The following is a 22,506-nucleotide window of genomic DNA, read 5'->3' as shown; positions in this document are numbered from 1 at the left end:
CTTCGCTTCAGGCCGCGGACAATCTCAGCGGCAGATCGCGAAGCCGCACTCCCGTAAGCGCGAATACCGCGTTGGCGACCGCAGGCGCGATCGGCGGCGTGCCGGGCTCGCCTACGCCTCCGATCGGTTCGGCGCTTTGCAGGATATGCACCTCGACCGCCGGCATTTCGTGCATCCGCAGCACGGCGTAATCGTGGAAATTAGATTCCTGCACGCGTCCGTCCTTGAAGGTCAGGCGCGAATGCAGCGCCGCGCTCAATCCGAAGACGATGCCCGATTCCATTTGCGCCGACACGCCCGACGGATTCACGACGGGCCCGCAATCGATCGCGCACACCACGCGATGCACTTTGATGCGGCCGTCCTGCACGGATACTTCCGCCGCTTGGGCGACGAAACTGCCGAAAGATTCGTGCACGGCGACGCCGCGGCCGCGACCTTGCTCGGGCGCGGCCGTCCAGCCGAACTTCTCCGCGACCGTATCCAGAACGCGCAAATGACGCGGATACCCTTGAAGCAACGCACGCCGGTATTCGACCGGATCGCGTCCGGCCGCGTGCGCGAGTTCGTCGATCAGGCTCTCCATGACGAATGCATTGTGGCTGTGGCCGACCGAACGCCACCAAAGCACGGGCACGCCGGTCCGCGGCGAATGCAATTCGACCCGGCGATGCGGCACGCGGCTTAGATAGGGCGCATCCGCGACGCCTTCCACGGAAGTGGCGTCGACGCCGTCGTGCACCATCCGCGACTCCAGCGCGGTGCCGGTGGCGATCGACTGGCCCACGATCGCGTGATGCCAAGCCGTGGGCGTGCCCGACGCGTCGATCGCGACGCGCGCCTTGTGCACGAAAGCCGACCGGTAGTAGCCGCCGCGGATATCGTCTTCGCGCGACCACACGGTCTTCACCGGCGCTTGCGCCGCTTGGGCGACCCAGACCGCTTCCGTTACGAAGTCCGACGTCGTGGAGGCCCGCCGGCCGAAACCACCCCCGAGAAACGGGGTGTGTATGAACACCTGCTCCGGCTCCAGGCCGAGAATGGCGGCCGCGGCCTGCTGATCGGCCGTCTGGTACTGAGTGCCGGTCCAAAGATCGCAGCGGCCCGCCGTTATCTTCACAGTGCAGTTCAAGGGCTCCATCGGCGCATGGGCCAGATAAGGCACCGAATATTCCGCCTCGATCACGCGCTCGGATCCGGCCAACTCGGCAATGGCATTCCCCGCTTCGGCCGCCACCGCGCCGGGCGTGGAAGCGAGATCCGAGAATTCTTTGCGGAGCGCGCCGCTGTCCAGATCGGGGCGCGGACCTGGCGCCCACTGGATCCGCAACGCGTCGCGTCCGGTTTTTGCGGCCCAATAATGATCGGCGACGACCGCAACGCCGCTCGGAACCTGGAACACGTCCCGCACGCCTTTCACGGCCCTGGCGGCGCTGGCGTCGAACGATACGACCCGTCCTCCGAAATTCGGCGCGCGCGCGACCACGGCCGTAAGCAAGCCTTCGAACTGAATGTCCATCCCGAACACGGCGCGCCCGGTGATTTTTTCGGCGCTGTCCAGCCGGCGCATGGGCCGGCCCAGGTAGATCCAATCCTTCGGATCCTTCAGCGCCAGCGTTTCGGCGTCGGGTACGGGCAATTTGCCCGCATCGTCCGCCAGATCCCCGTAAGGGATTTTCGACGCGCCGTGCACTACCTTGCCGGGTTCTGTCCGCAATTCCGCGACGGGAACGCCAAGGCGAAGCGATGCCGCTTCCAAGAGCAGATGGCGCGCCGCGGCGCCGGCTTTGCGGTAACGCTCGAATTCCGTCCGAGTGGAGCTGGACCCGCCGGTCATTTGCCGCGTGGATCCCACGCGTGCATAAGCCGCATCGGCGGGCGCGTGCTCCACCGCGATCTTCGCCCAATCGGCATCGAGTTCCTCGGCGATCAGCATCGCGAGCCCGGTCCATATGCCCTGGCCCATTTCGGAGTGGGCCAACAGCACGGTAATGCGGTCGTCGCTGCCGATGCGGAGAAAAGCGTTCGGCGCGAAGGCGGAGGGCTCCGCCGCGACCGCTTCGTGAGCCATAGCGGCACGGCGCGCGCTAGGCAGAGTGAAGGCCACCACCAGGCCGCCGCCGGCTAGGGCGCCCGCCTTGAGGAAGTCGCGACGCGATAGGTCGAAGGAGCGTTTCATGCGGTCCCAAGGCTGGGTGGTCGGACTCGAAGGCCGCGGTTCGCGAAACCGGAACCCCGGTATCCTTTAACATCCTGTCCCAGACGATCGCCAGCGCGGGCGGCGAAAGCCGCAAACCGGGCAATGATGTCGAAAACCTTAGACAAATCAATTACCTCGACAGTCATATGCTGAAGATCGATACCCATGCCCATTATCTACCGCGCGATTGGCCGGACCTGGCCGCCAAATACGGCGACAACCGCTTTCCGGTGATCCACCACGGCGACGACGGGCGCCATCGCATCTACAAGGACGGCAAGTTCTTCCGCGAGATCTGGCCCAAGACCTGGGACCCGCACGAGCGCATCGCCGACTACGCCCGCTTCGGCGTGCAGGTGCAGGTGATCAGCACGGTGCCGGTGATGTTCAGCTATTGGGCCAAACCGCACCATGCGCTGGAACTGCACGCCGCGCTCAACGACCACATGGCCGAGACCTGCCGCGAGCATCCGCGCCATTACGCCGGCATCGGCACGGTGCCATTGCAATCACCGCGATTGGCGGTGCAGGAACTCGAGCGCTGCATGGACCAGCTCGGCCTGCAGGGCGTGCAGATCGGTTCGCACATCGGCGAATGGAACCTGGATGCGCCGGAGCTGTTCGAATTCTTCCAGGCCGCCAGCGAGCTCGGCGCGGCGATCCTGGTCCACCCCTGGGACATGATGGGCACCGACACCATGCCCAAATACTGGCTGCCATGGCTGGTGGGCATGCCGGCCGAACAAGCGCGCGCCGCGTGCTGCCTGATCTTCGGCGGCGTGCTGGAACGGCTGCCGGGATTGAAGGTGTGCCTCGCCCACGGCGGCGGCGCCTTTCCCTACACCATCGGCCGCATCGAACACGGCTTCAACATGCGTCCGGACTTGGTGGCTACCGACAACCCGCGCAATCCTCGCGAATACCTGCAGCGCGTCTACTTCGATTCGTGGGTGGCCGATCCGCGCGCCTTGCGCTATCTGATCGACACCTGCGGCATCGACCGGGTGATGCTCGGCACCGACTATCCCTTCCCGCTCGGCGAACAGGAACCCGGCGCCGGCATCGCGGCGCTGAAGTTGGACGCCGCCGCCGAAGCGCGCCTTTACCACGGCACGGCGCTGGAATGGCTGGGCTTGCCGGCGTCGCGCTTCGCATGACCGCGCGGCACTGCGCTACGACAATTCGGGCGAAGACGATATGAGCGAACTCTATTCCGACGCTTATGCGCTCGCGCAGGACGCCGCCGACCCGTTGCGGGCCCTGCGCGGCGAATTCCACATCCCGAAGCACGGCGGCTCGGAACAGGCCTATTTCTGCGGCAATTCGCTCGGCCTGCAGCCGAAGTCGGCGCGCAGGCACGTGGAGGAAGCGCTCGACAAATGGGCGATGGAAGCCGTCGAAGGCCATTTCACTGGCCAGGCGCAGTGGATGCCCTATCACGAACTGGTGCGCGATCCTTTGGCGGCGGTGGTGGGCGCACTGCCGTCGGAAACGGTGGCGATGAATTCGCTGACCGCCAACCTGCATCTGATGATGGTCAGTTTCTATCGCCCGACGCGCGAGCGGCCGGCGATCCTGATGGAAGCCGGCGCGTTTCCGTCGGACCGCTATGCGCTGGAGTCGCAGGTACGATTCCACGGCCTCGATCCGGCGACCGACCTGATCGAGCTGCAACCCGACGAGGCCGACGGCACGTTTTCGATGCAGGCCATCGAACGCGCGATCGCCGAGCATGGTCCGCGCCTTGCCCTGATCGTGTGGCCCGGCGTGCAGTACCGCAACGGCCAGGCTTTCGATCTGAAGGAAATCGCGCGCCTCGGACACGCGGCCGGCGCGCTCGTGGGCTTCGATCTGGCCCACGCCGTCGGCAATTTGCCGCTGCGATTGCACGACAGCGGCGCCGATTTTGCGGTGTGGTGCCATTACAAATACATGAACTCCGGACCGGGCGCCGTCGCCGGTTGCTTCGTCCACGAGCGGCACGCGCGCACCGATCGGCCGCGCTTCGCCGGCTGGTGGGGGCACCAGCAATCCACCCGCTTCAAGATGGGGTCCGAATTCTCGCCGACGCCCGGCGCGGACGGCTGGCAATTGAGCAATCCGCCGATCCTGGGCTTGGCGCCGTTGCGCGGCTCGCTGGAACTGTTCGAACGCGTAGGCATGCAGGCGCTGCGCGAGAAATCGCTGAAGCTGACCGGTTATCTCGAAAAGCTCATTCGAGAACGTTTGCCGGACACGCTCCAGATCGCCACGCCGGGCGAGCCGGAACGGCGCGGCTGCCAGTTGTCCCTGCGCGTGGTCGGCGGCCGCGAGCGCGGACGTTCGTTGTTCGAATACTTGGCAACGCAAGGCGTATTGGGCGATTGGCGCGAACCCGACGTGATCCGGATTTCGCCTGCACCGATGTACAACCATCACGCCGACGTCCTGCGGTTCATCCGGACAGTGGAACGATGGCCGCAATGATTATTTTTGGCCGTCATCCCCAGCACGACGGTTGCGGCTTCGTAGAGTCGAGCCTGCTCGACTGTTCTTTACTCGCGCCGCTGGCACCCACGGTAAAAGCAGTCGAGCAGGCTCGACTCTACAAGAGCTAAATCTGTGACAGACCCGAACGGCAAATCCCTGACCATCATCGGCGCCGGCCTCGCCGGCGCGCTGCTCGCCACCCTGCTCGCGCAGCGGGGGTGGTCGATCGACGTGTACGAAAAACGCGGCGACCCGCGCATCAAGGGCTACGTCGGCGGCCGTTCGATCAACCTGGCCTTGGCCGAACGCGGCCGCAACGCGCTGCGCCAGGCCGATGCCGACGACGCGGTGATGGCGCAGGCGGTGATGATGCGCGGGCGCATGGTCCATTTCGCCGATGGGCGCTTGCAGCTGCAGCGTTACGGCCGCGACGATTCGGAAGTGATCTGGTCGGTGCACCGCGGCGATCTCAATATCACGCTGTTGGAACTGGCCGAACGAGCCGGCGCCCGGCTGCATTTCGACCGCCGGCTGGACCGCGTCGATTTCGATGCGCGCATCGCGCGCTTCCGCGACGACCGCAGCGACGAAAGCTTTGAGGCGGGCTTCCGCGCCTTGGTCGGCGCCGACGGCGCCGGCTCCGCGCTGCGCGCCGCGATGAACGCGCAATCGCCGCTCGGCGAGCGCACCGAATTTCTCGACCATTCCTACAAGGAACTGGAAATACCGCCCGCCGACGACGGCGGCTTCCGGATCGAGCCGAACGCGCTCCACATCTGGCCGCGCGGCCGTTACATGTGCATCGCGCTTCCGAACGACGAAAAAACCTTCACCGTCACCTTGTTCCTGCCCAACGAGGGCGATCCGAGTTTCGCGACGCTGAAGACGACCGCCGATGCGCGGGCGTTGTTCGAAAGGGATTTCGCCGACGCGGTGCCTCTGATCCCCGAACTCGACCAGGACTGGGAACGCAATCCGCCCGGCCTGCTCGCCACGCTGTATCTGGATCGCTGGCGCCTGGACGGCCGCGCCGTGCTGCTCGGCGACGCGGCGCACGCGATGGTGCCGTTCCACGGCCAAGGCATGAACTGCGCCTTCGAGGACTGCGTCGCCCTGGCGCGCCGGCTGGGCGACGGCGACGATCTCGCCAGCGCCTTCGCCGCCTTCGAGGCCGAACGCAAGCCCAACGCCTCGGCGATCCAACAGATGGCGCTCGAAAACTATCTGGAGATGCGCGACCGCGTCGACGACCCCGATTTCCTGCTGCAGCGCGAACTGGAACGCAAACTGCAGGAGCGGCACCCGGAGCGTTTCGTGCCGCACTATACGATGGTCACCTTCATGCTGATCCCGTATGCGGTGGCGCTGGAGCGCAGCGACATCCAGCGCGAGATCCTGGTGCGGGCGACGCAGGGGTTGGATTCGCTCGACGGCGTCGACTGGACCGCCGTCGACGCCGAGGTGACGGCCAGGCTGCAGCCGCTGCAGGACGCGCCATAGTGCCGTCCAGTTTCCTTTTTTACGACCTGGAAACCTACGGCAGCGATCCGCGCCTCACCCGCATCGCCCAGTTCGCCGCGATCCGCACCGATGCCGAGCTCAACGAAATCGAAGCGCCGGTCGATTTCTTCGTCAAGCCCGCCGACGATCTGCTGCCCGCGCCCGTCGCCACGCTGATCACCGGGATCGCGCCGCAGGACGCGCTGCGCGACGGCGTCAACGAAGCCGAAGCCTTCGCCCGCATCTTCGAGGAAATGGCGCGGCCCGAAACCTGCAGCGCCGGCTACAACTCGCTGCGCTTCGACGACGAATTCGTCCGTTACGGGCTGTACCGCAATTTCTACGACGCCTACGAGCGCGAATGGCGCGGCGGCAACTCGCGCTGGGATCTGCTCGACGTGCTGCGCCTGGCCTATGCGCTGCGGCCCGAGGGCATCGAATGGCCCAAGCGCGACGACGGTTACGCTTCTTTCCGGCTCGAGCATCTCGCGGCCGCCAACCACGTACGCCTGGGCGACGCGCACGAAGCCTTGTCCGACGTACGCGCTCTGATCGGCATGGCGCGGCTGTTGCGCCGATCGCAACCAAGATTCTGGGAATACGCGCTGACCTTGCGCGACAAGCGCCGCGCCGCGGCCATGCTCGACACGGTCGCGATGGCGCCGGTGCTGCACGTTTCGCAACGGTACCCGGCCAGCCGGCTGAGCGCGGCGGCCGTGCTGCCTCTGGCCCGGCATCCGCGGATCGACAGCCGCGTGATCGTGTTCGACTTGGAGGGCGATCCGAACGCGCTGCTCGACCTGGACGCGGACGCCATCGCCGATCGCCTGTACACCCCGGCCGCCGATTTGCCGGAAGGCGAAAAGCGCATCGGCTTGAAGGAAGTGCATACGAACCGGTGCCCTGCCCTGGTCGCGTGGCAGCATCTGCGCGCGGCCGATTTCGAACGGCTGGGGATCGACCGGGTTGAGACCGAATCGAAGGCGCAGATTTTGCGCGCGGCCGGGCCCGTTCTGGCGGAGAAAATGCGCCGCGTCTACGCTTCGGAAGCCGCGCGGGCGCCGGCCGATCCGGATGCGGCTTTGTACGACGGCTTCATCGGCGACGCCGACAAGAACAGGCTAGCGCAGGTACGCAGCACGCCGCCCGACCAATTGGGCGAGCGGGATTTCGGTTTCCAAGATCCGCGCTTGATCGATCTGCTGTTCCGCTACCGGGCCCGAAATTGGCCGGACACGCTCACGGCCCCGGAACGCAATGCGTGGAACGCTTACCGCCGCCTGCGTTTGGACGTCGATAGCGGCCGCTCCGAATTCACTTTCGAAAGCTATGGCGCGCAAATCGCGGCCCTGCGCTTGGCGCACGCCGGCGATGGCGGCAAACTGGCGTTGCTGGACCGCTTGCAAGCCTGGGGCGACGACATCAAGGCCGAAATCGCATGAGCGCTTATTTCACCGACAAGACCTTCAAGTTCCTGCGCAGCCTGGGGCGGAACAACAACCGCGAGTGGTTCCAGGCGCATCGGCAGGATTACGAAACCCACCTGCGCGATCCGTTTTTGCGCCTGCTGGGCGATTTGCAGCCCGCGCTGAAGGAAGTCAGCCCGCATTTCCGCGCCGATCCCAAGTCCAACGGCGGCTCGCTGTTCCGCATCTATCGCGACACACGCTTCGCCAACGACAAAGCGCCGTACAAGACCTGGCAAGGCGCGCGCCTGTTCCACGAACGGCGCAAGCAAGTGCCGGCGCCTTCTTTCTATTTCCACCTGGAACCCGGCGAATGCTTCATCGGCGCCGGGCTATGGCATCCGGAACCGGAAACGCAGCGCCGCATCCGCCAATTCATTTTCGACAATCCGGGCGGGTGGAAGGCCGCGGCGCATGCGCGTGCCTTCGAGCGTCGCTACGACCTGGAATCCGAAGAGATGCTGGTCCGCCCGCCGCGCGGATTTCCGCCGGATTTCGAGTTCATCGACGACCTGAAGCACAAGAATTTCGTCGCGTTGCGGTCGGTCGAGGACAGCGTCGTCCTGGGCCCCAAACTGCGCCAAACCTTGGAAAAGGATTTGACCGGGCTATCCCCGTTCGTCGATTACCTTTGCGCTTCGCTCGATCTGGAATTCTGACGGCCGCGACGCGGCGAGGAGTCGACTGATGAAGAAATGGTTATGGCTCGCGGCCGCCGTACTGATCGCGCTGATCGCCTATGTCGGCGCCGGCCCTTATCTGACCGTGCGCGCGATCCGCAGCGCCGTGGAAAAACAGGATGCCGCGGCTCTGTCGCGGCAGGTCGATTTCCCGGCATTGCGCGCCAGCGTGAAGGCCCAACTCGCCGACCGCTTGGTGCGCGAAGCGGGACCGGATGCGCAAGCCAGCGCGCTCGGTTCGATCGGGCTGAGCATCGCCGGCGGCCTCATCGGCGGCAGCGTGGACGCGATGGTGACGCCGACCGGCTTGGGTGCGTTGATGGAAGGGCGCAAAGTATGGAAGCGGATCGGCGACGGGTTCGCGCCGCCACCGGCGCCGCCGCCGTCCGACGCGAGCGGCGGCGTTGTCGCCGCGCCCGCGGCGCCGCGCCCGTTCGATGGCGCGCAATACCGCTTCGAATCCCTATCGCGATTCACCGCCACGGTGCGCGACGATTCCGGCCGTCCGATCGTGTTCGTGATGACGCGCGACGGCTTGAACTGGAAGCTCTCCGATATCCGCCTACCGCTGTAGACCGGCTCTTGTGGGAGCGGCTTCAGCCGCGGGCTTTCCCCGTCGCCTCGTCGCAACCCTAAAAGAGCTCGCGGCTGAAGCCGCTCCCACGAAAGCCGGCTTGGTCAATCGTTGGCGACCCCATGCGGCACGTGTCCGGCCGCGACGTGGCGGCGCGCCGAATCGATGTTGTGCAGCGAATCGTCGAAGAAGATGTCGGCGCCGAAGGCTTCCAGGAACGGCCCCTTGTCGCGGCCGCCGAGGAACAGCGCCTCGTCCAGGCGCACGTCCCACGCACGCAACGTGCGGATGACGCGCTCGTGCGCGGGCGCGGAGCGCGCGGTCACCAGCGCGGTGCGGATCGGTGCGCCCTCTCCGCTCGGGAATGCGGCTTGCAGCCGGTGCAAGGCGTCCAGGAAGCCGCGGAACGGGCCGCCCGGCAGGGGTTCGTGGGCGCGTTCGCGCTCGTTGCGGCCGAACGCTTCCACGCCTCGTTCGCGGGAATAGCGTTCGCCTTCGTCGCCGAAGATCACCGCATCGCCGTCGAACGCGATCCGCAACTGGTCGCTGCGGTGCTCCGGCGCTTTCGCCGGCAAGATGGTCGCCGCGGCCACGCCGTTCTCCAGCGCGCGCCGCACCGATTCCGGATTGGCGGACAGGAACAGCTGCGCGCCGAACGGCACGATATAGGGCCAAGTCGGCGCGCCGGAAGTGAACGTGGCGCGGACGATGCCCAAGCCGTGGTGCTGGATCGAATTGAAGATGCGCAAACCGGTGTCCGACGAATTGCGCGACAGCAGGATCACCTCGACGTGCGGCGCTTCCGGAGGCGCTTTGTCGTTCAGGGCCAACAGTTTGCGCACCAGCGGAAAAGCGATGCCGGGCTCGAGGATGTCGTCCTCGCGACTGCGCTGGTGTTCGGCGTACGCCTCGATGCCCTTTTCCTGGAACAGCCCATGGCTGTCCTCCATGTCGAACAAGGCGCGCGAGGTGATCGCGACTACGAGGGGCTGAGGAACCGCGGTTTGTGCCATGGCGCCATTATCGCAGTCATCGGCCGTCCAAACGGCCATCGCGGCCGCTGGGATCGGCGCCGAGCAAGTCCTCGTGGAGCATGAACACGTCGCCGCCGTCCACGCCGGGGTCGTCCATGGCGTAGAGCGTGCAGAACACCGCCTCGTACGCGGCGAATCGGCATGTGATCTGGATGTCGCGCGGCGCGGCGCCAGCGTCCAACAAACGCTGCAACGCCGCGCCCGCATCCCCGAAGGGGCCTTCCGGGTGCCGGCCCAGTCCGGCGATCGTGCGCTCGACCGCTTCCGGGCCCAGGTGCGGATCGATGATCGATTCCCAAAGATGGCGAAGCAGTTCCTCGCGGGTGCCCATGCGTTCCCCTCCGTTCAAACGACGAACTGTTCGCTGAGGATGCGCTCTTCGAGATTGTGTTCGGGATCGAACAGCAGCGTCACCGTGCGGTCTTTCGATTCCCGGATCGTGACTTCGACCACGTCGCGCACCTCGTGCGAATCGGCGGTGGCGCTGACCGGGCGCTTGTACGGATCCAGGATGCGGAACCGCACTTCCGTATCGGCTTTCAGCAGCGCGCCGCGCCAACGCCGCGGCCGGAACGGCGCGATGGGGGTCAGCGCGATCACGCTGGAACCCAAAGGCAGGATCGGGCCGTGCGCGGAGTAGTTGTAGGCCGTGCTGCCGGCGGCGGTGGCGACCATTACGCCGTCGCACACCAGTTCGTCCAGGCGGGTCTGGCCGTTCAAATCGATCCGGATCTGCGCGGCCTGCCGGGTTTGGCGCAGCAGCGAGACCTCGTTGTAGGCCAGCGAGCCGACCGAGGCGCCCGATTCGGTCGCGGCGATCATTTCCAGCGGACGCAGCACCGCCGGCTCGGCCTGCGCGATGCGCGCCAGCAAATCGTCGTCGGCATCGTCGTCGCGGTAATGGTTCATCAGGAAACCGACCGTGCCCAGCTTCATGCCGTACACCGGCTTGCCCAGGCCGCCGTGCCGATGCAGGGTCTGCAGCATGAAGCCATCGCCTCCGAGCGTGCAGATCACATCGGCCTCGGCCGGTTCGGCCTGGCCGTAGCGCTCGGTCAGTTTAGCGGCGGCGTCCTGCGCGCCGTCGGTGGAGCTGGCGAGGAAAGCGATCCTGGGATTCTGGGTCATCTGCGGTCTCCGTGAGGCCAGCTTAACCCAAGCTCCGCTTTTGTAGAGTCGAGCCTGCTCGACTGCTCTTCTTTGCCGTTGCGGAAAGATTCCCAAGAGCGGAGAAAAGCAGTCGAGCGGGCTCGACTCTACGAAAAGCGGTGCCCCGGCGAAGGCCGGGGCACTGGCGATCAACCGCGCGAAGCGAGTTGCGAGAGACGTTGCACGGCCACCGATGCGGTCGGGTAGTCGAGCGTCTTCTGCGTGGCCAACTCGTTGAGCATGGCCAGGGTGAAGCGCAGCGACTGATCGTCGCGCTGCAACCAGGCGCGGACCTTATCGTCGGGATCCTTGCCCGGCATCGACAGCACCTGGCCGACCAAGATCCGCAGCTGCGAGGCCAACTCGTCACGCAGCGCGCCGCGCGCGACCGCGTGCCAGCGGCCGTCGACGGTCAAGCCGTCGATCTGTTCGACCAGCCACGGCACGCGCAACGCATCGCCCAACCGGAAGTGGACCTTGGCTACATCCACCGTCTTCAGCTTGCGCTCGCGCGCCAGTTCGATGATGTCGCAGCACGGCTCCAAGTACGGCAGCGCAGACAACTGGCTGCCCAAGTCCGCCGGCACGCCTTTCTTGGCCCAATCGGCCAGCGCCGCCTCATAAACCGGACGTTGCGAGTCCGGCAGGATGCCCTGCCCGGCGCGGATGTCGCGGAAGCCGTCGTGATAGCGCTCGACCGCGGTGGCGATATCGGGAATAGCGCCCGGACGCGACAGCAGCCAGCGCGTGAACGAGCGCTGCAGTTGCCAAATCACCTGCAGCGCGTCGATCTGGGTCGATTCGGCGACTTTGCCGTCCAACGCGTCGATCTGCGCCCACAAATCGCGCGCGTCCAGCGTTTCGCGGGTGATGGTGAAGGCCTTGGCCACTTCGCCCGGCGTGCGGCCGCTGTCTTCCTGCATGCGCAGCAAGAACGTCGCGCCCATCCGGTTGATCGTGGAATTGGTCACCGCGGTGGCGATGATTTCGCGCTTCAAGCGGTGCTGTTCCATCGCCTTGGCGTACTTTTGCTGCAAGGGCGCCGGGAAGTAGCGGACCAATTCCTTCGACAGGTAAGGGTCTTCCGGCACGTCGGAATCGAGCAGTTGCTGGAACGCGACCAGTTTCGAATACGACAGCAGCACCGACAGCTCCGGCCGGGTCAAACCGAGACCGCGCGCCTTGCGTTCGGCGATTTCGGCGTCGGACGGCAAGTACTCGATCTGGCGGTCGAGCAGGCCCTGCGATTCCAGCGTGCGGATGAAATGCTGCTTGGAACCGAGCCGGGTCAGGCTCATCCGATGCATCAGGCTGATCGCTTGGTTCTGGCGGTAATTATCGTTAAGCACCAGGTCGGCGACTTCGTCGGTCATCGAAGCCAGCAGCTTGTTGCGGTCCTCGAACTTCAGCTTCTTGGCCTGCACCTGCGCATTGAGCAGGATCTTGATGTTCACCTCGTGGTCCGAGGTGTCCACGCCGGCCGAGTTGTCGATGAAGTCGGTGTTGAGCAGCACGCCGTTCAGCGCGGCCTCGATGCGGCCGAGCTGGGTCAGGCCCAGGTTGCCGCCCTCGCCCACCACCTTGCAGCGCAGGTCGTTGCCGTTCACGCGCAATGCGTTGTTGGCGCGGTCGCCGACGTCGGCATTGGTTTCGCTGCTGGCTTTGACGTACGTGCCGATGCCGCCGTTCCACAGCAGGTCCACCGGCGAGCGCAGGATCGCGCTCAACAGCTCGGTGGGGCTCATCGCCGAGACGCCGTTGTCGATGCCCAGCGCGGCTTTGACTTCGGGCGACAACGGAATCGACTTGGCCGAACGCGGATACACGCCGCCGCCCTTGCTGATCAGCTTCTTGTCGTAATCGTCCCAGCTGGAGCGCGGCAGCTTGAACATCCGCTGGCGTTCCTTGAACGTCGCCGCCGCGTCCGGGTTCGGGTCCAGGAAGATGTGGCGGTGGTCGAACGCGGCCAGCAGGCGAATGTGCTTGGACAGCAGCATGCCGTTGCCGAACACGTCGCCGGACATGTCGCCGATGCCGACGCAGGTGAAGTCCTGCTTTTGGCTGTCGCGGCCCATGGCGCGGAAGTGACGCTTGACCGATTCCCAGGCGCCCTTGGCGGTGATGCCCATGGCCTTGTGGTCGTAGCCGACCGAACCGCCGGAGGCGAACGCATCGTCCAGCCAGAAGCCGTGCTCGCGAGCGATGCCGTTGGCGATGTCCGAGAACGTGGCCGTGCCCTTGTCGGCCGCGACGACCAGGTACGGATCATCGTTATCGTGACGGACCACATCCTTCGGCGGCACGATCTTGCCGTCGGGCGCGATGTTGTCGGTGATGTCGAGCAGGCCGTTAATGAACATCTTGTAGCAAGCGATGCCCTCGGCCAGCACCGCGTCGCGGTCGCCGTTGGCCGGCGGACGCTTGCTGAAGAAGCCGCCCTTCGAGCCGACCGGCACGATCACGGTGTTCTTCACCATCTGCGCCTTCACCAGGCCCAGCACTTCGGTGCGGAAATCCTCGCGGCGGTCGGACCAGCGCAAGCCGCCGCGCGCCACGGGACCGAAGCGCAGGTGCACGCCTTCCACGCGCGGGCCGTACACGAAGATTTCGCGGTACGGGCGCGGCTTGGGCAGGTCGGGCACTTTGGACGAGTCGAACTTGAAGCTGATGCACTCGCCCGGCTTGCCGTCTTTCTTCTGGTAGTAGCTGGTGCGTAGCGTCGCATCGACCACGCCGATGAAGCTGCGCAGGATGCGGTCTTCGTCCAAGCTCGAAACGCGGTCCAGCAAGCCCTTCAGCGCTTCGCGGGCGGCAAGGTACTGGGTTTCGCGGTCGGCGTTGCGCGCATCGACCACCGGCGCCACCGCGGCCTGCGCGGCTTCGTCGCCGGCGACGAAATTCTGCAGCTGCTTGCCGAACTTCTCGATGCCCTGCTTGATCTCGGCCTTGCTTTCGCGGCCGGTGCAGGGATCGAACTTGGCTTCGAACAATTCCACCAGCAGCCGCGCCAGCAGCGGGTAGCGGGCGAACGTGGCCTCGACGTAGCTCTGCGAGAACGGCACGCCGACCTGCAGCAGGTATTTGCAGTAGCCGCGCAGCATCGCCACCTGGCGCCAGGTCAGGCCGGCGGCCAGGATCAGGCGGTTGAAGCCGTCGTTCTCGGCGCCGCCGCGCCAGATCTGCGCGAACGCGTCCTCGAAGTTCTCGTCGATGCTGGCGATGTCGAAATCGTCGCGCACGCCTTCGACTTCGAAGTCCTGGACGTAGACGATTTGGTCTTCCACTTCCAACCGGTACGGATGCTCGGAAAGCACGCGCAGGCCCATGTTCTCCATCATCGGCAGCGCGTCGGACAGCGGAATGTCGTCGTTGTAGCGGTAGAACTTGAAGCGCAGGCTGCTTTCGTTGCGACGGGTGGAGCGCTGCAGGCTCAGGCGCAGATCGTCGGGGCCGGACAGCGCGGCGATGTGCTCGATGTCGCTGGCCGCCGAAGCGGCGCCGACGTCTTCGATGTAGCCCGCGGGCAAGGCGCGGCCGTAGCGGTTGGCCAGCTTCAGGCCGCGCTCTTCGCCGTGGCGGACCACCAATTGCTCGCGCAGGTCGTCCTGCCAGTTGCGCACGATCTGGGCGAGCTTAGCCTCCAGCTCGGCTGGATGGATCTCGATCGCTTCGCCCGACTTGGGCCGGATGATCAGGTGCAGTTGCGCCAGCGGCGATTCGCCCAGCACCACGCTGGTGTCCACCTGCTCGCCGTGCAATGCGCGGCGCAGCATGTCCTCGACCCGCAGGCGCAGGTCGGTGTTGAAACGGTCGCGCGGGATGTAGACCAGCGCCGAGAAGAATCGGCCGTAGCGGTCGCGGCGCAGGAACAGCTTGCTGCGCACGCGCTCCTGCAGGCCGAGGATGCCGATGCCGGTGCGGTGCAGCTCTTCCTCGTTCGATTGGAACAGCTCGTCGCGCGGCAGCGTTTCCAGGATGTGCTTGAGCGCCTTGCCGCTATGGCTGTTCGGCTTCAGGCCGGACTCGCGCATCACGTGCTCGTAGCGCTCGCGCACCAGCGGGATTTCCCACGGCCTGCGGTTGTAGGCGCTGGAGGTGTACAGGCCCAGGAAGCGCTGCTCGGCGACCGGCCGGCCTTTGGCGTCGAATTCGAGCACGCCGATGTAGTCCATGTAGCCGGGACGGTGCACGGTGGAGCGCGCATTGGTCTTGGTCAGGATCAGCGCATCGACCGCACCGGATTGCGGCATGTAATGCGCGGCCAGCGATTTCAACAGGCGCGGTTTGCCCACGTCCTTGCCGCGCAGCAGGCCCAGGCCCGAGCCTTCGACTACGGCCAACACTTCCTCGCCGCCCTTCTTCTCCACCTTGTATTCGCGATAGCCGAAGAAAGTGAAATGGTCGTCCGCGGCCCAGCGCAGGAATTCCTGCGCTTCCTTGCGGCCGGCTTCAGACACCGGCAGGCGGCGCGAAACGAGGTCGTCGGCGACCTGGCGCATCTTGACCCGCATCGCGTCCCAGTCGGCGACGATGGCGCGCACGTCGCCCAGCACGTCGCGAATCTTGGCTTCGATGGCTGGAATCGCCGAAGCCTGCTGGCGGTCGATTTCCAAATGCATCAGCGACTCGGGCCTGCCTTCGCCGACGCTGGTCAGCTTGCCGCCTTTGTCGCGCGCGATCGGCACCACCGGATGGCCCAGCACGTGCACGCCGATGCCCAGTTCGGCCAGCGCCATCGTCACCGAGTCGACCAGGAACGGCATGTCGTCGTTGACGATCTGCAGCACGGTATGCGGCGATTCCCAGCCGTGTTCCTTCAAGTTGGAATTGAACAGCCGCACTTCGGCCTTGCCCGACTTACGGGTGCGGGCGAAGTCCAGGAAATCGTTGGCCAACGCCGCCCAGCTTTCCGCGCTGTGCAGCGGCAGTTCGTCGGCCGTCATGCGGTAGTAGAACGCGCTGGCGAAGGCGCTTGCGTCGTCCTGGCGGGCCTTGCCGGCCAGTTTGCGGATCGCGTCGAAGATGGGTTGCAACAGCGCCGCGCCGGCTTTGGGCTGGACGGATGCGCGGGTTTTGCGGGCGGCCGGGGCGACGACTGCGGAACTGCGTTTGCTGCTCATGGGAACTAGGGTCCGATGATGAAGGTTGGGCGCGCCGTTCGGCGCGCCGGGGCCGAGCCGGGTCTCAGCGTAGGCCGGTTTCGTGACGGGCGATGACCAGGCGCTGGATCTCGCTGGTGCCCTCGTAGATCTCGGTGATCTTGGCGTCGCGGAAGTAGCGCTCCAGCGGCATTTCCTTGGAATAGCCCATGCCGCCGTGGATCTGCACGGCCTGGTGGGCGATCCACATCGCCGCTTCCGACGCGGTCAGCTTGGCTACGGCCGCTTCGGTGGTGAAGCGCTTGCCCTGTCCCTTCAGCCATGCAGCGCGCAAGGTCAGCAGCAGCGCCGCATCCAGCTTGCACTTCATGTCGGCGATCTTGGCCTGGGTCATTTGGAACGCGCCGATCGGCTGGCCGAACGCCTGGCGCTCGCGCACGTAGGCCAGCGTGGCCTCGTACGCGGCGCGTGCGATGCCGATCGCTTGCGAAGCGATGCCGATGCGGCCGGCGTCCAGCACGCCCATCGCGATCTTGAAACCGTGGCCTTCGTCGCCCAGCAACTCGTCGGGCTGCACCACGTAATCGGTGAATTCGATTTCGCAGGTGGCCGAGGCGCGGATGCCCAACTTCGGCTCGGTCTTGCCGCGGTGGAAGCCTGCGCGCGAGGTGTCGATCAGGAACGCGGAAATGCCGCGCGAGGCTTTGCTCGGATCGGTCATCGCGAACAGGACGATGTACTTGGCGACCGGGCCGGAGGTGATCCAGCTCTTCTTGCCGTTGACCACGAAGGTGCCGTCGGCCTGCTTGGCGGCGCGGCAGCGCATCGCGGTGGCGTCGGAGCCGGACTGCGGCTCGGTCAGCGCGAACGCGCCGATCTCGGCGCCCTCGGCGATGGCGCGCACGTACTTCTGCTTCTGCGCCTCGGTGCCGTTGGTCAGGATGCCGTTGCAGAACAGGGAGTTGTTGACCGACATGATGGTCGAATGCGCGGCGTCTGCGGCCGCGATCTCGACCATGGCCAACACATAAGCGATCGGGTCCATGCCGGCGCCGCCGTATTCGGTCGGCACCTCGATGCCCATGAGCCCGTTCTCGCCCAGCAGCTGGATGTTCTCGAGCGGGAATTCGCCGGACTTATCGAAATGCTCGGCGCTCGGGGCGATCTTCTCCTGCGCGATCCGGCGCGCCACGTCCTGGATCATCAACTGCTCTTCGGTGAACCCAAAATCCACGTCGCGCACTCCGGCTCGGTCGAATTGCGGAATTGTAGCCGCGGCCACCGCATAACCCCACCTCTTGACGCGCGCCGCTTGACCTGGAACCGCTTCCGACGGACAATTATCTCTATATCGCGATAGGAAGATATTTATGGATCTGGAAGGCTGGTCCAGCCGCCTGAAGACCTTCGCGGACGCGACCCGCGTGCGCTTGCTCGCCTTGCTCGAGGGCGAGGAGCTGACCGTGGCCGAACTCTCGGCGATCACCCGCCTGGCTCAGCCGCGCGTGTCGACCCATCTGGCCAAGTTGAAGGAAGCCGGCCTGGTCCGCGACCGCCGCGCCGGCGTGTCGGCCTATTACCGCTTCGACGACGCTACCTTGGACCCTGCCCAGCGCGCGCTGTGGCAGAGCATCCGCGACGGCAGCGACGACCCGCTGCTGCGCCAGGACGCCGACCGGGTGCCCGCCGTGCTGGCCACCCGCGCCGCCGACCAGAACTGGGCCGATTCGGTAGCCGGCGACATGGAACGCCACTATTCGCCGGGCCGCACCTGGGAAGCCCTGGCCCGCGGCGCCCTGCCGTTGCTGGAAACCGGCGACGTGCTGGATATCGCTTCCGGCGACGGCGTGCTGGCCGAATTGCTGGCTCCGCACGCCAAGCGCTACGTGTGCGTGGACACCAGCCCGCGCGTGGTCGCGGCCGCGGCCGAGCGCCTGAAGCCATTCAAGAACGTCGAAGTGCGCAGCGGCGACATGCATGCGCTGCCGTTCCCGGCCGGCCAGTTCGATCTTGTGGTGCTGATGCACGCCCTCACTTACGCCGCCAAGCCCGCGCAAGCGGTAGCCGAGGCCGCGCGCGTGCTGCGCAAGGGCGGCCGCCTGCTGCTGTCCAGCCTGGCCAAGCACGAGCACAAGGCCGCGGTGGAGCTGTACGGCCACGTCAACCTGGGCTTCACCGAGAAGGAATTGCGCAAGTTCGCCGACAAGGCCGGCTTGGAAGTGCAGAACGCCGAAACCATCACCCGCGAAAAGCGCCCGCCGCATTTCGAAGTGATTTCCCTGATCGCCAGAAAATCGTGATGCCGACCGTAGAGTCGAGCCTGCTCGACTGCTCTTCGGTCAGGTAGCGGTTGTTTTGAAGCAAAAGCAGTCGAGCAGGCTCGACTCTACGAAAGGAGGATCCGCATGAAGACTTTGCCCTGGTTGAATCCCGAACGCGTAGCCAAGCTCGAACAGGCGCTGACCGAGCGCATCCTCATCATCGACGGCGCGATGGGCACCATGATCCAGCGCCATAAGCTGGAAGAAGCCGACTACCGCGGCGAGCGCTTCGTGGGCGGTTTCGACAGCCTGCACGTACACGGCGCGCAATGCGATCACGATTTGAAGGGCAATAACGATCTGCTCCTGCTCAGCAAGCCCGAGGTGATCGCCGGCGTGCACACCGAATATTTGGAAGCCGGCGCCGACCTGATCGAAACCAATACCTTCAACGCCACCTCGATCAGCCAGGCGGACTACCACCTCGAACATCTGGTGTACGAATTGAACAAAGAAGGCGCCCGCGTCGCGCGCGCCTGTTGCGATGCGGTCGAGGCCAAGACTCCCGACAAGCCGCGCTTCGTGATCGGCGTGCTCGGTCCCACCAGCCGCACCGCCTCGATCAGTCCGGACGTCAACGACCCCGGCTTCCGCAACACCAGCTTCGACGAGTTGCGCATCGCCTATCTGGATGCGGCGAACGGACTGATCGACGGCGGCGCCGACGTGCTGATGGTCGAGACCATTTTCGACACGCTCAACGCCAAGGCGGCGCTGTTCGCGATCGAAGAAGCCTTCGATGCGCGCGGCGCGCGCTTGCCGGTGATGATCTCCGGCACGATCACCGACGCCTCCGGCCGCACCCTGTCGGGACAGACCGCGGAAGCCTTCTACGCCTCGGTCTCGCACGGCAAACCGCTATCGGTCGGCTTGAACTGCGCCCTAGGCGCCAAAGACCTGCGCCCGCACGTCGAAACCCTGGCCACGATCGCCGACGGCTACGTCAGCGCGCATCCGAACGCCGGCTTGCCCAACGCGTTCGGCGAATACGACGAAACGCCGGAAGAAATGGCGGCGACGCTGAAGGAATTCGCCGAATCGGGCCTGTTGAACCTGGTCGGCGGCTGCTGCGGCACCACGCCCGCGCATATCCGTGCCATTGCCGAAGCGGTGCGGGGCGTCGCGCCTCGCATGCCGGTCCGCTATGTGGAGGCGGCATGAGCGTTTTTAGACTCGGATCAAACCAGATGAAAGCGGATAGAGCTTTTTATTCAAGAAGCTTTTATCCGCATCTATCCGATCTAATCCGCATCTAAAAAAGATTCTTTGATGACCATTCCCCCCGACATGAAGCGCCATACCCGATTGTCCGGACTCGAGCCGCTGGTGATCACGCCCGAACTGTTGTTCGTCAACGTCGGCGAGCGCACCAACGTCACCGGCAGCGCGCAGTTCCGCAAGTTGATCAAGGAAGAGCGCTACGAAGAAGCGGTCGATGTGGCGCGCCAGCAGGTCGCCAGCGGCGCCCAGATCCTGGACGTCAACATGGACGAGGGCCTGATCGATTCGGAAAAGGCGATGGTCCGGTTCCTCAATCTGATCGCGTCCGAGCCCGACATCGCCCGCATTCCGGTGATGGTCGATTCTTCGAAATGGACTGTGATCGAGGCCGGCCTGCAATGCCTGCAGGGCAAAGGCGTGGTCAATTCGATTTCGCTGAAGGAAGGCGAAGAAGCCTTCGTCGAGCACGCGCGCAAAGTGCTGCGCTACGGCGCCGCCGCGGTGGTGATGGCCTTCGACGAGACCGGCCAGGCCGACACCTGCGCGCGCAAAGTCGAAATCTGCACCCGCGCCTACAAAATCCTGACCGAGCGGGTCGGCTTCCCGCCCGAAGACATCATCTTCGATCCGAACATCTTCGCGGTCGCCACCGGCATCGAAGAGCACGACAACTACGCGGTCGACTTCATCGAGGCGACGCGCATCATCCGGCAGACGCTGCCTCACTGCCATATCTCGGGCGGCGTTTCCAACGTCTCGTTCTCGTTCCGCGGCAACGAGCCCGTGCGCCAGGCGATCCATTCGGTGTTCCTGTACCACGCGATCAAGGCGGGCATGGACATGGGCATCGTCAACGCCGGGGCGATGCCGATCTACGACGACCTGGACCCCGAATTGCGCGAGCGGGTCGAGGACGTGATCCTCAACCGTCGCAAGGATTCCACCGAGCGCCTGCTGGAGATCGCCGAGCGCTACAAGGGCAAGAAAGGCGAAACCAAGGCCGAAGACCTGGCCTGGCGCGAAAAGAACGTGCGCCAGCGGCTCAGCCATGCGCTGGTGCACGGCATCGACCAATACGTGGAAGCCGACACCGAGGAGGCCAGGCTGCAGGCCACGCGTCCGCTCGACGTGATCGAAGGCCCGCTGATGGACGGCATGAACGTGGTCGGCGACCTGTTCGGCGCCGGCAAGATGTTCCTGCCTCAGGTAGTGAAGTCGGCGCGGGTGATGAAGAAAGCCGTGGCCTACCTATTGCCTTTCATCGAAGCGGAAAAGCTGCGCACCGGCGACGTCGGCAAGTCGAACGGCAAGATCGTCATGGCCACGGTCAAGGGCGACGTGCACGACATCGGCAAGAACATCGTCGGCGTGGTGCTGGCTTGCAACAACTTCGACGTGGTCGATTTGGGCGTGATGGTGCCGACCCAGGTGATCCTGGATCGCGCGAAAGCCGAGAACGCCGACCTGATCGGCCTTTCTGGACTGATCACGCCGTCGCTGGAGGAAATGAGCCATGTCGCCCGCGAAATGCAACGCCAGGGCTTCGAAATGCCGCTGCTGATCGGCGGCGCGACCACGTCGCGCGCGCACACCGCGCTGAAAATCGACCCGCACTACAAGTCGCCGACGGTCTGGGTGAAGGATGCTTCGCGAGCGGTGGGCGTAGCGCAATCGCTGATTTCCAAGGATCTGCGCGCCAATTTCGTCGCCGCCAACGATGCCGACTACGCCGAAATCCGCGAGCGCCACAAGAACCGCGGCGACGCCAAGCGTTTGGTATCGCTGGACAAGGCGCGCGGGCAGAAATTCGACGGCGGCTGGAACGAATACGCACCGCCCGCGCCGAACAAGCCCGGCGTGACCGTGTTCGACGACTACCCGCTGGCCGATCTGGTCGATGTCATCGACTGGACGCCTTTCTTCCAGGCCTGGGAACTGGCCGGCAGGTATCCGGCGATACTGGAAGACGAGATCGTCGGCAAGCAAGCGAGCGAGCTATACCGCGATGCGCGCGCGATGCTGGACAGGATCGTCGCCGAGAAATGGCTGACCGCGAAGGCCGTGTTCGGCTTGTGGCCGGCGAACAGCGTCGGCGACGATGTTGAGGTTCTTGTGGGAAGGGCTTCAGGCCCGACAGTCGGGGCTGAAGCCCCTCCCACAAAAGCGCGCGTGCTCCATTTCCTCCGTCAGCAAGTCGACAAGCCCGCCGATCGCCCCGATTTCTGCCTGGCCGATTTCATCGCGCCGAAGGATTCGGGCAAGCAAGACTGGATCGGCGCGTTCGCGGTCACCGCCGGCATCGGCATCGAACCGCACGTGGCCCGCTTCGAGGCGGACCACGACGATTACAACGCGATCCTGCTCAAGGCGTTGGCCGACCGCCTGGCCGAAGCTTTGGCCGAGCGTCTGCATCAACGGGTCCGCAAGGAATTCTGGGGCTACGCAGCGGACGAAACGCTCGACAACGACGCGTTGATCGCGGAGAAATACCGCGGCATCCGCCCTGCTCCGGGCTATCCGGCCTGTCCGGAACATAGCGAGAAAGGCACCTTGTTCGCGATGTTGGACGCGGGCACCAACGCCGGCATGACCTTGACCGAGAGTTTCGCGATGCTGCCCACCGCGGCGGTGTCCGGTTACTACTTCAGCCATCCGCAAAGCCAATATTTCGTGGTCGGGCGGGTATCGAAGGAGCAGGCCGAGGACTACGCCCGGCGCAAGGGCGTCGAGTTGGCCCAGGTCGAGCGCTGGCTGGCGTCGAATCTGGATTACGATCCGGAGTAACCATTCCCG

The 22,506-nt window shown here is 65.3% G+C and carries 15 protein-coding genes; 9 read left to right on the top strand and 6 right to left on the bottom strand.

All coding sequences use genetic code 11. The features are described 5' to 3' along the window. Positions 1-7: 7 nt before the first annotated feature. Positions 8-2,179, bottom strand: a complete 2,172-nt coding sequence (locus FCE95_RS02430; protein ID WP_137265397.1) for a xanthine dehydrogenase family protein molybdopterin-binding subunit — start codon at positions 2,177-2,179, stop codon at positions 8-10. Positions 2,180-2,346: 167 nt separating this feature from the next. Between FCE95_RS02430 and FCE95_RS02425 the strand changes: the two genes are divergently transcribed. The 6 genes from FCE95_RS02425 to FCE95_RS02400 all read left to right on the top strand — a co-directional run bounded on the left by FCE95_RS02425 (position 2,347) and on the right by FCE95_RS02400 (position 8,889). Continuing rightward, the gene (locus FCE95_RS02425) at positions 2,347-3,357 is read left to right on the top strand and encodes an amidohydrolase family protein (RefSeq protein ID WP_137265396.1); all 1,011 of its coding nucleotides are present in this window, start codon (positions 2,347-2,349) and stop codon (positions 3,355-3,357) included. 40 nt (positions 3,358-3,397) lie between these two features. Continuing rightward, complete coding sequence (kynU, locus tag FCE95_RS02420) at positions 3,398-4,666, top strand: kynureninase (RefSeq protein ID WP_137265395.1); 1,269 nt, start codon at positions 3,398-3,400, stop codon at positions 4,664-4,666. A 135-nt stretch (positions 4,667-4,801) separates the two neighbouring features. Beyond that, entirely contained in the window at positions 4,802-6,169 is a 1,368-nt protein-coding gene (locus FCE95_RS02415) for an FAD-dependent oxidoreductase (protein WP_137265394.1), read from the top strand. Then, a complete protein-coding gene (sbcB, locus tag FCE95_RS02410) occupies positions 6,169-7,611 on the top strand; it encodes an exodeoxyribonuclease I (RefSeq protein WP_137265393.1) in 1,443 nt (480 codons plus the stop codon). Before FCE95_RS02415 ends, sbcB begins: the two co-directional genes overlap by 1 nt. After that, positions 7,608-8,294: a DUF2461 domain-containing protein gene (locus tag FCE95_RS02405; protein ID WP_137265392.1), complete on the top strand. Its 687-nt coding sequence runs from the start codon at positions 7,608-7,610 to the stop codon at positions 8,292-8,294. The genes sbcB and FCE95_RS02405 overlap by 4 nt, the downstream gene beginning before the upstream one ends. A gap of 28 nt (positions 8,295-8,322) precedes the next feature. Beyond that, positions 8,323-8,889 (top strand): DUF2939 domain-containing protein, encoded by a 567-nt coding sequence (locus FCE95_RS02400; protein ID WP_137265391.1) that lies wholly within the window; start codon positions 8,323-8,325, stop codon positions 8,887-8,889. A gap of 104 nt (positions 8,890-8,993) precedes the next feature. Here FCE95_RS02400 and FCE95_RS02395 read toward each other — a convergent pair whose 3' ends face one another. The 5 genes from FCE95_RS02395 to FCE95_RS02375 all read right to left on the bottom strand — a co-directional run bounded on the left by FCE95_RS02395 (position 8,994) and on the right by FCE95_RS02375 (position 17,438). After that, a complete protein-coding gene (locus FCE95_RS02395; RefSeq protein ID WP_137265390.1) occupies positions 8,994-9,902 on the bottom strand; it encodes a 5'-nucleotidase in 909 nt (302 codons plus the stop codon). Between the two features lie 16 nt (positions 9,903-9,918). Then, positions 9,919-10,254 (bottom strand): hypothetical protein, encoded by a 336-nt coding sequence (locus FCE95_RS02390; RefSeq protein WP_137265389.1) that lies wholly within the window; start codon positions 10,252-10,254, stop codon positions 9,919-9,921. Positions 10,255-10,268: 14 nt separating this feature from the next. Continuing rightward, on the bottom strand, positions 10,269-11,051 hold the full coding sequence (locus FCE95_RS02385; protein WP_137265388.1) for an NAD kinase: 783 nt from the start codon (positions 11,049-11,051) through the stop codon (positions 10,269-10,271). 170 nt (positions 11,052-11,221) lie between these two features. Further along, positions 11,222-16,192, bottom strand: a complete 4,971-nt coding sequence (locus FCE95_RS02380; protein ID WP_137265387.1) for an NAD-glutamate dehydrogenase — start codon at positions 16,190-16,192, stop codon at positions 11,222-11,224. 64 nt (positions 16,193-16,256) lie between these two features. Next, positions 16,257-17,438, bottom strand: a complete 1,182-nt coding sequence (locus FCE95_RS02375; protein ID WP_317616478.1) for an acyl-CoA dehydrogenase family protein — start codon at positions 17,436-17,438, stop codon at positions 16,257-16,259. A gap of 103 nt (positions 17,439-17,541) precedes the next feature. Here FCE95_RS02375 and FCE95_RS02370 point away from each other — a divergent pair, with 103 nt between their 5' ends. The 3 genes from FCE95_RS02370 to metH all read left to right on the top strand — a co-directional run bounded on the left by FCE95_RS02370 (position 17,542) and on the right by metH (position 22,497). Then, positions 17,542-18,471 carry an ArsR/SmtB family transcription factor gene (locus FCE95_RS02370; RefSeq protein WP_137265385.1) on the top strand — a complete coding sequence of 310 codons (930 nt, stop codon included), beginning with the start codon at positions 17,542-17,544 and terminating at the stop codon, positions 18,469-18,471. 105 nt (positions 18,472-18,576) lie between these two features. Beyond that, entirely contained in the window at positions 18,577-19,653 is a 1,077-nt protein-coding gene (locus FCE95_RS02365; RefSeq protein WP_137265384.1) for a homocysteine S-methyltransferase family protein, read from the top strand. 126 nt (positions 19,654-19,779) lie between these two features. Next, entirely contained in the window at positions 19,780-22,497 is a 2,718-nt protein-coding gene (gene metH / locus FCE95_RS02360; protein ID WP_137266416.1) for a methionine synthase, read from the top strand. Positions 22,498-22,506 lie beyond the last annotated feature (9 nt).

It is taken from the genome of Luteimonas gilva (assembly GCF_005239095.1).
Taxonomy (GTDB): domain Bacteria; phylum Pseudomonadota; class Gammaproteobacteria; order Xanthomonadales; family Xanthomonadaceae; genus Luteimonas_C; species Luteimonas_C gilva.
The sequence above is the reverse complement of the archived record's forward strand: the minus strand, read 5'-3'. Positions and strand labels throughout refer to the sequence as shown.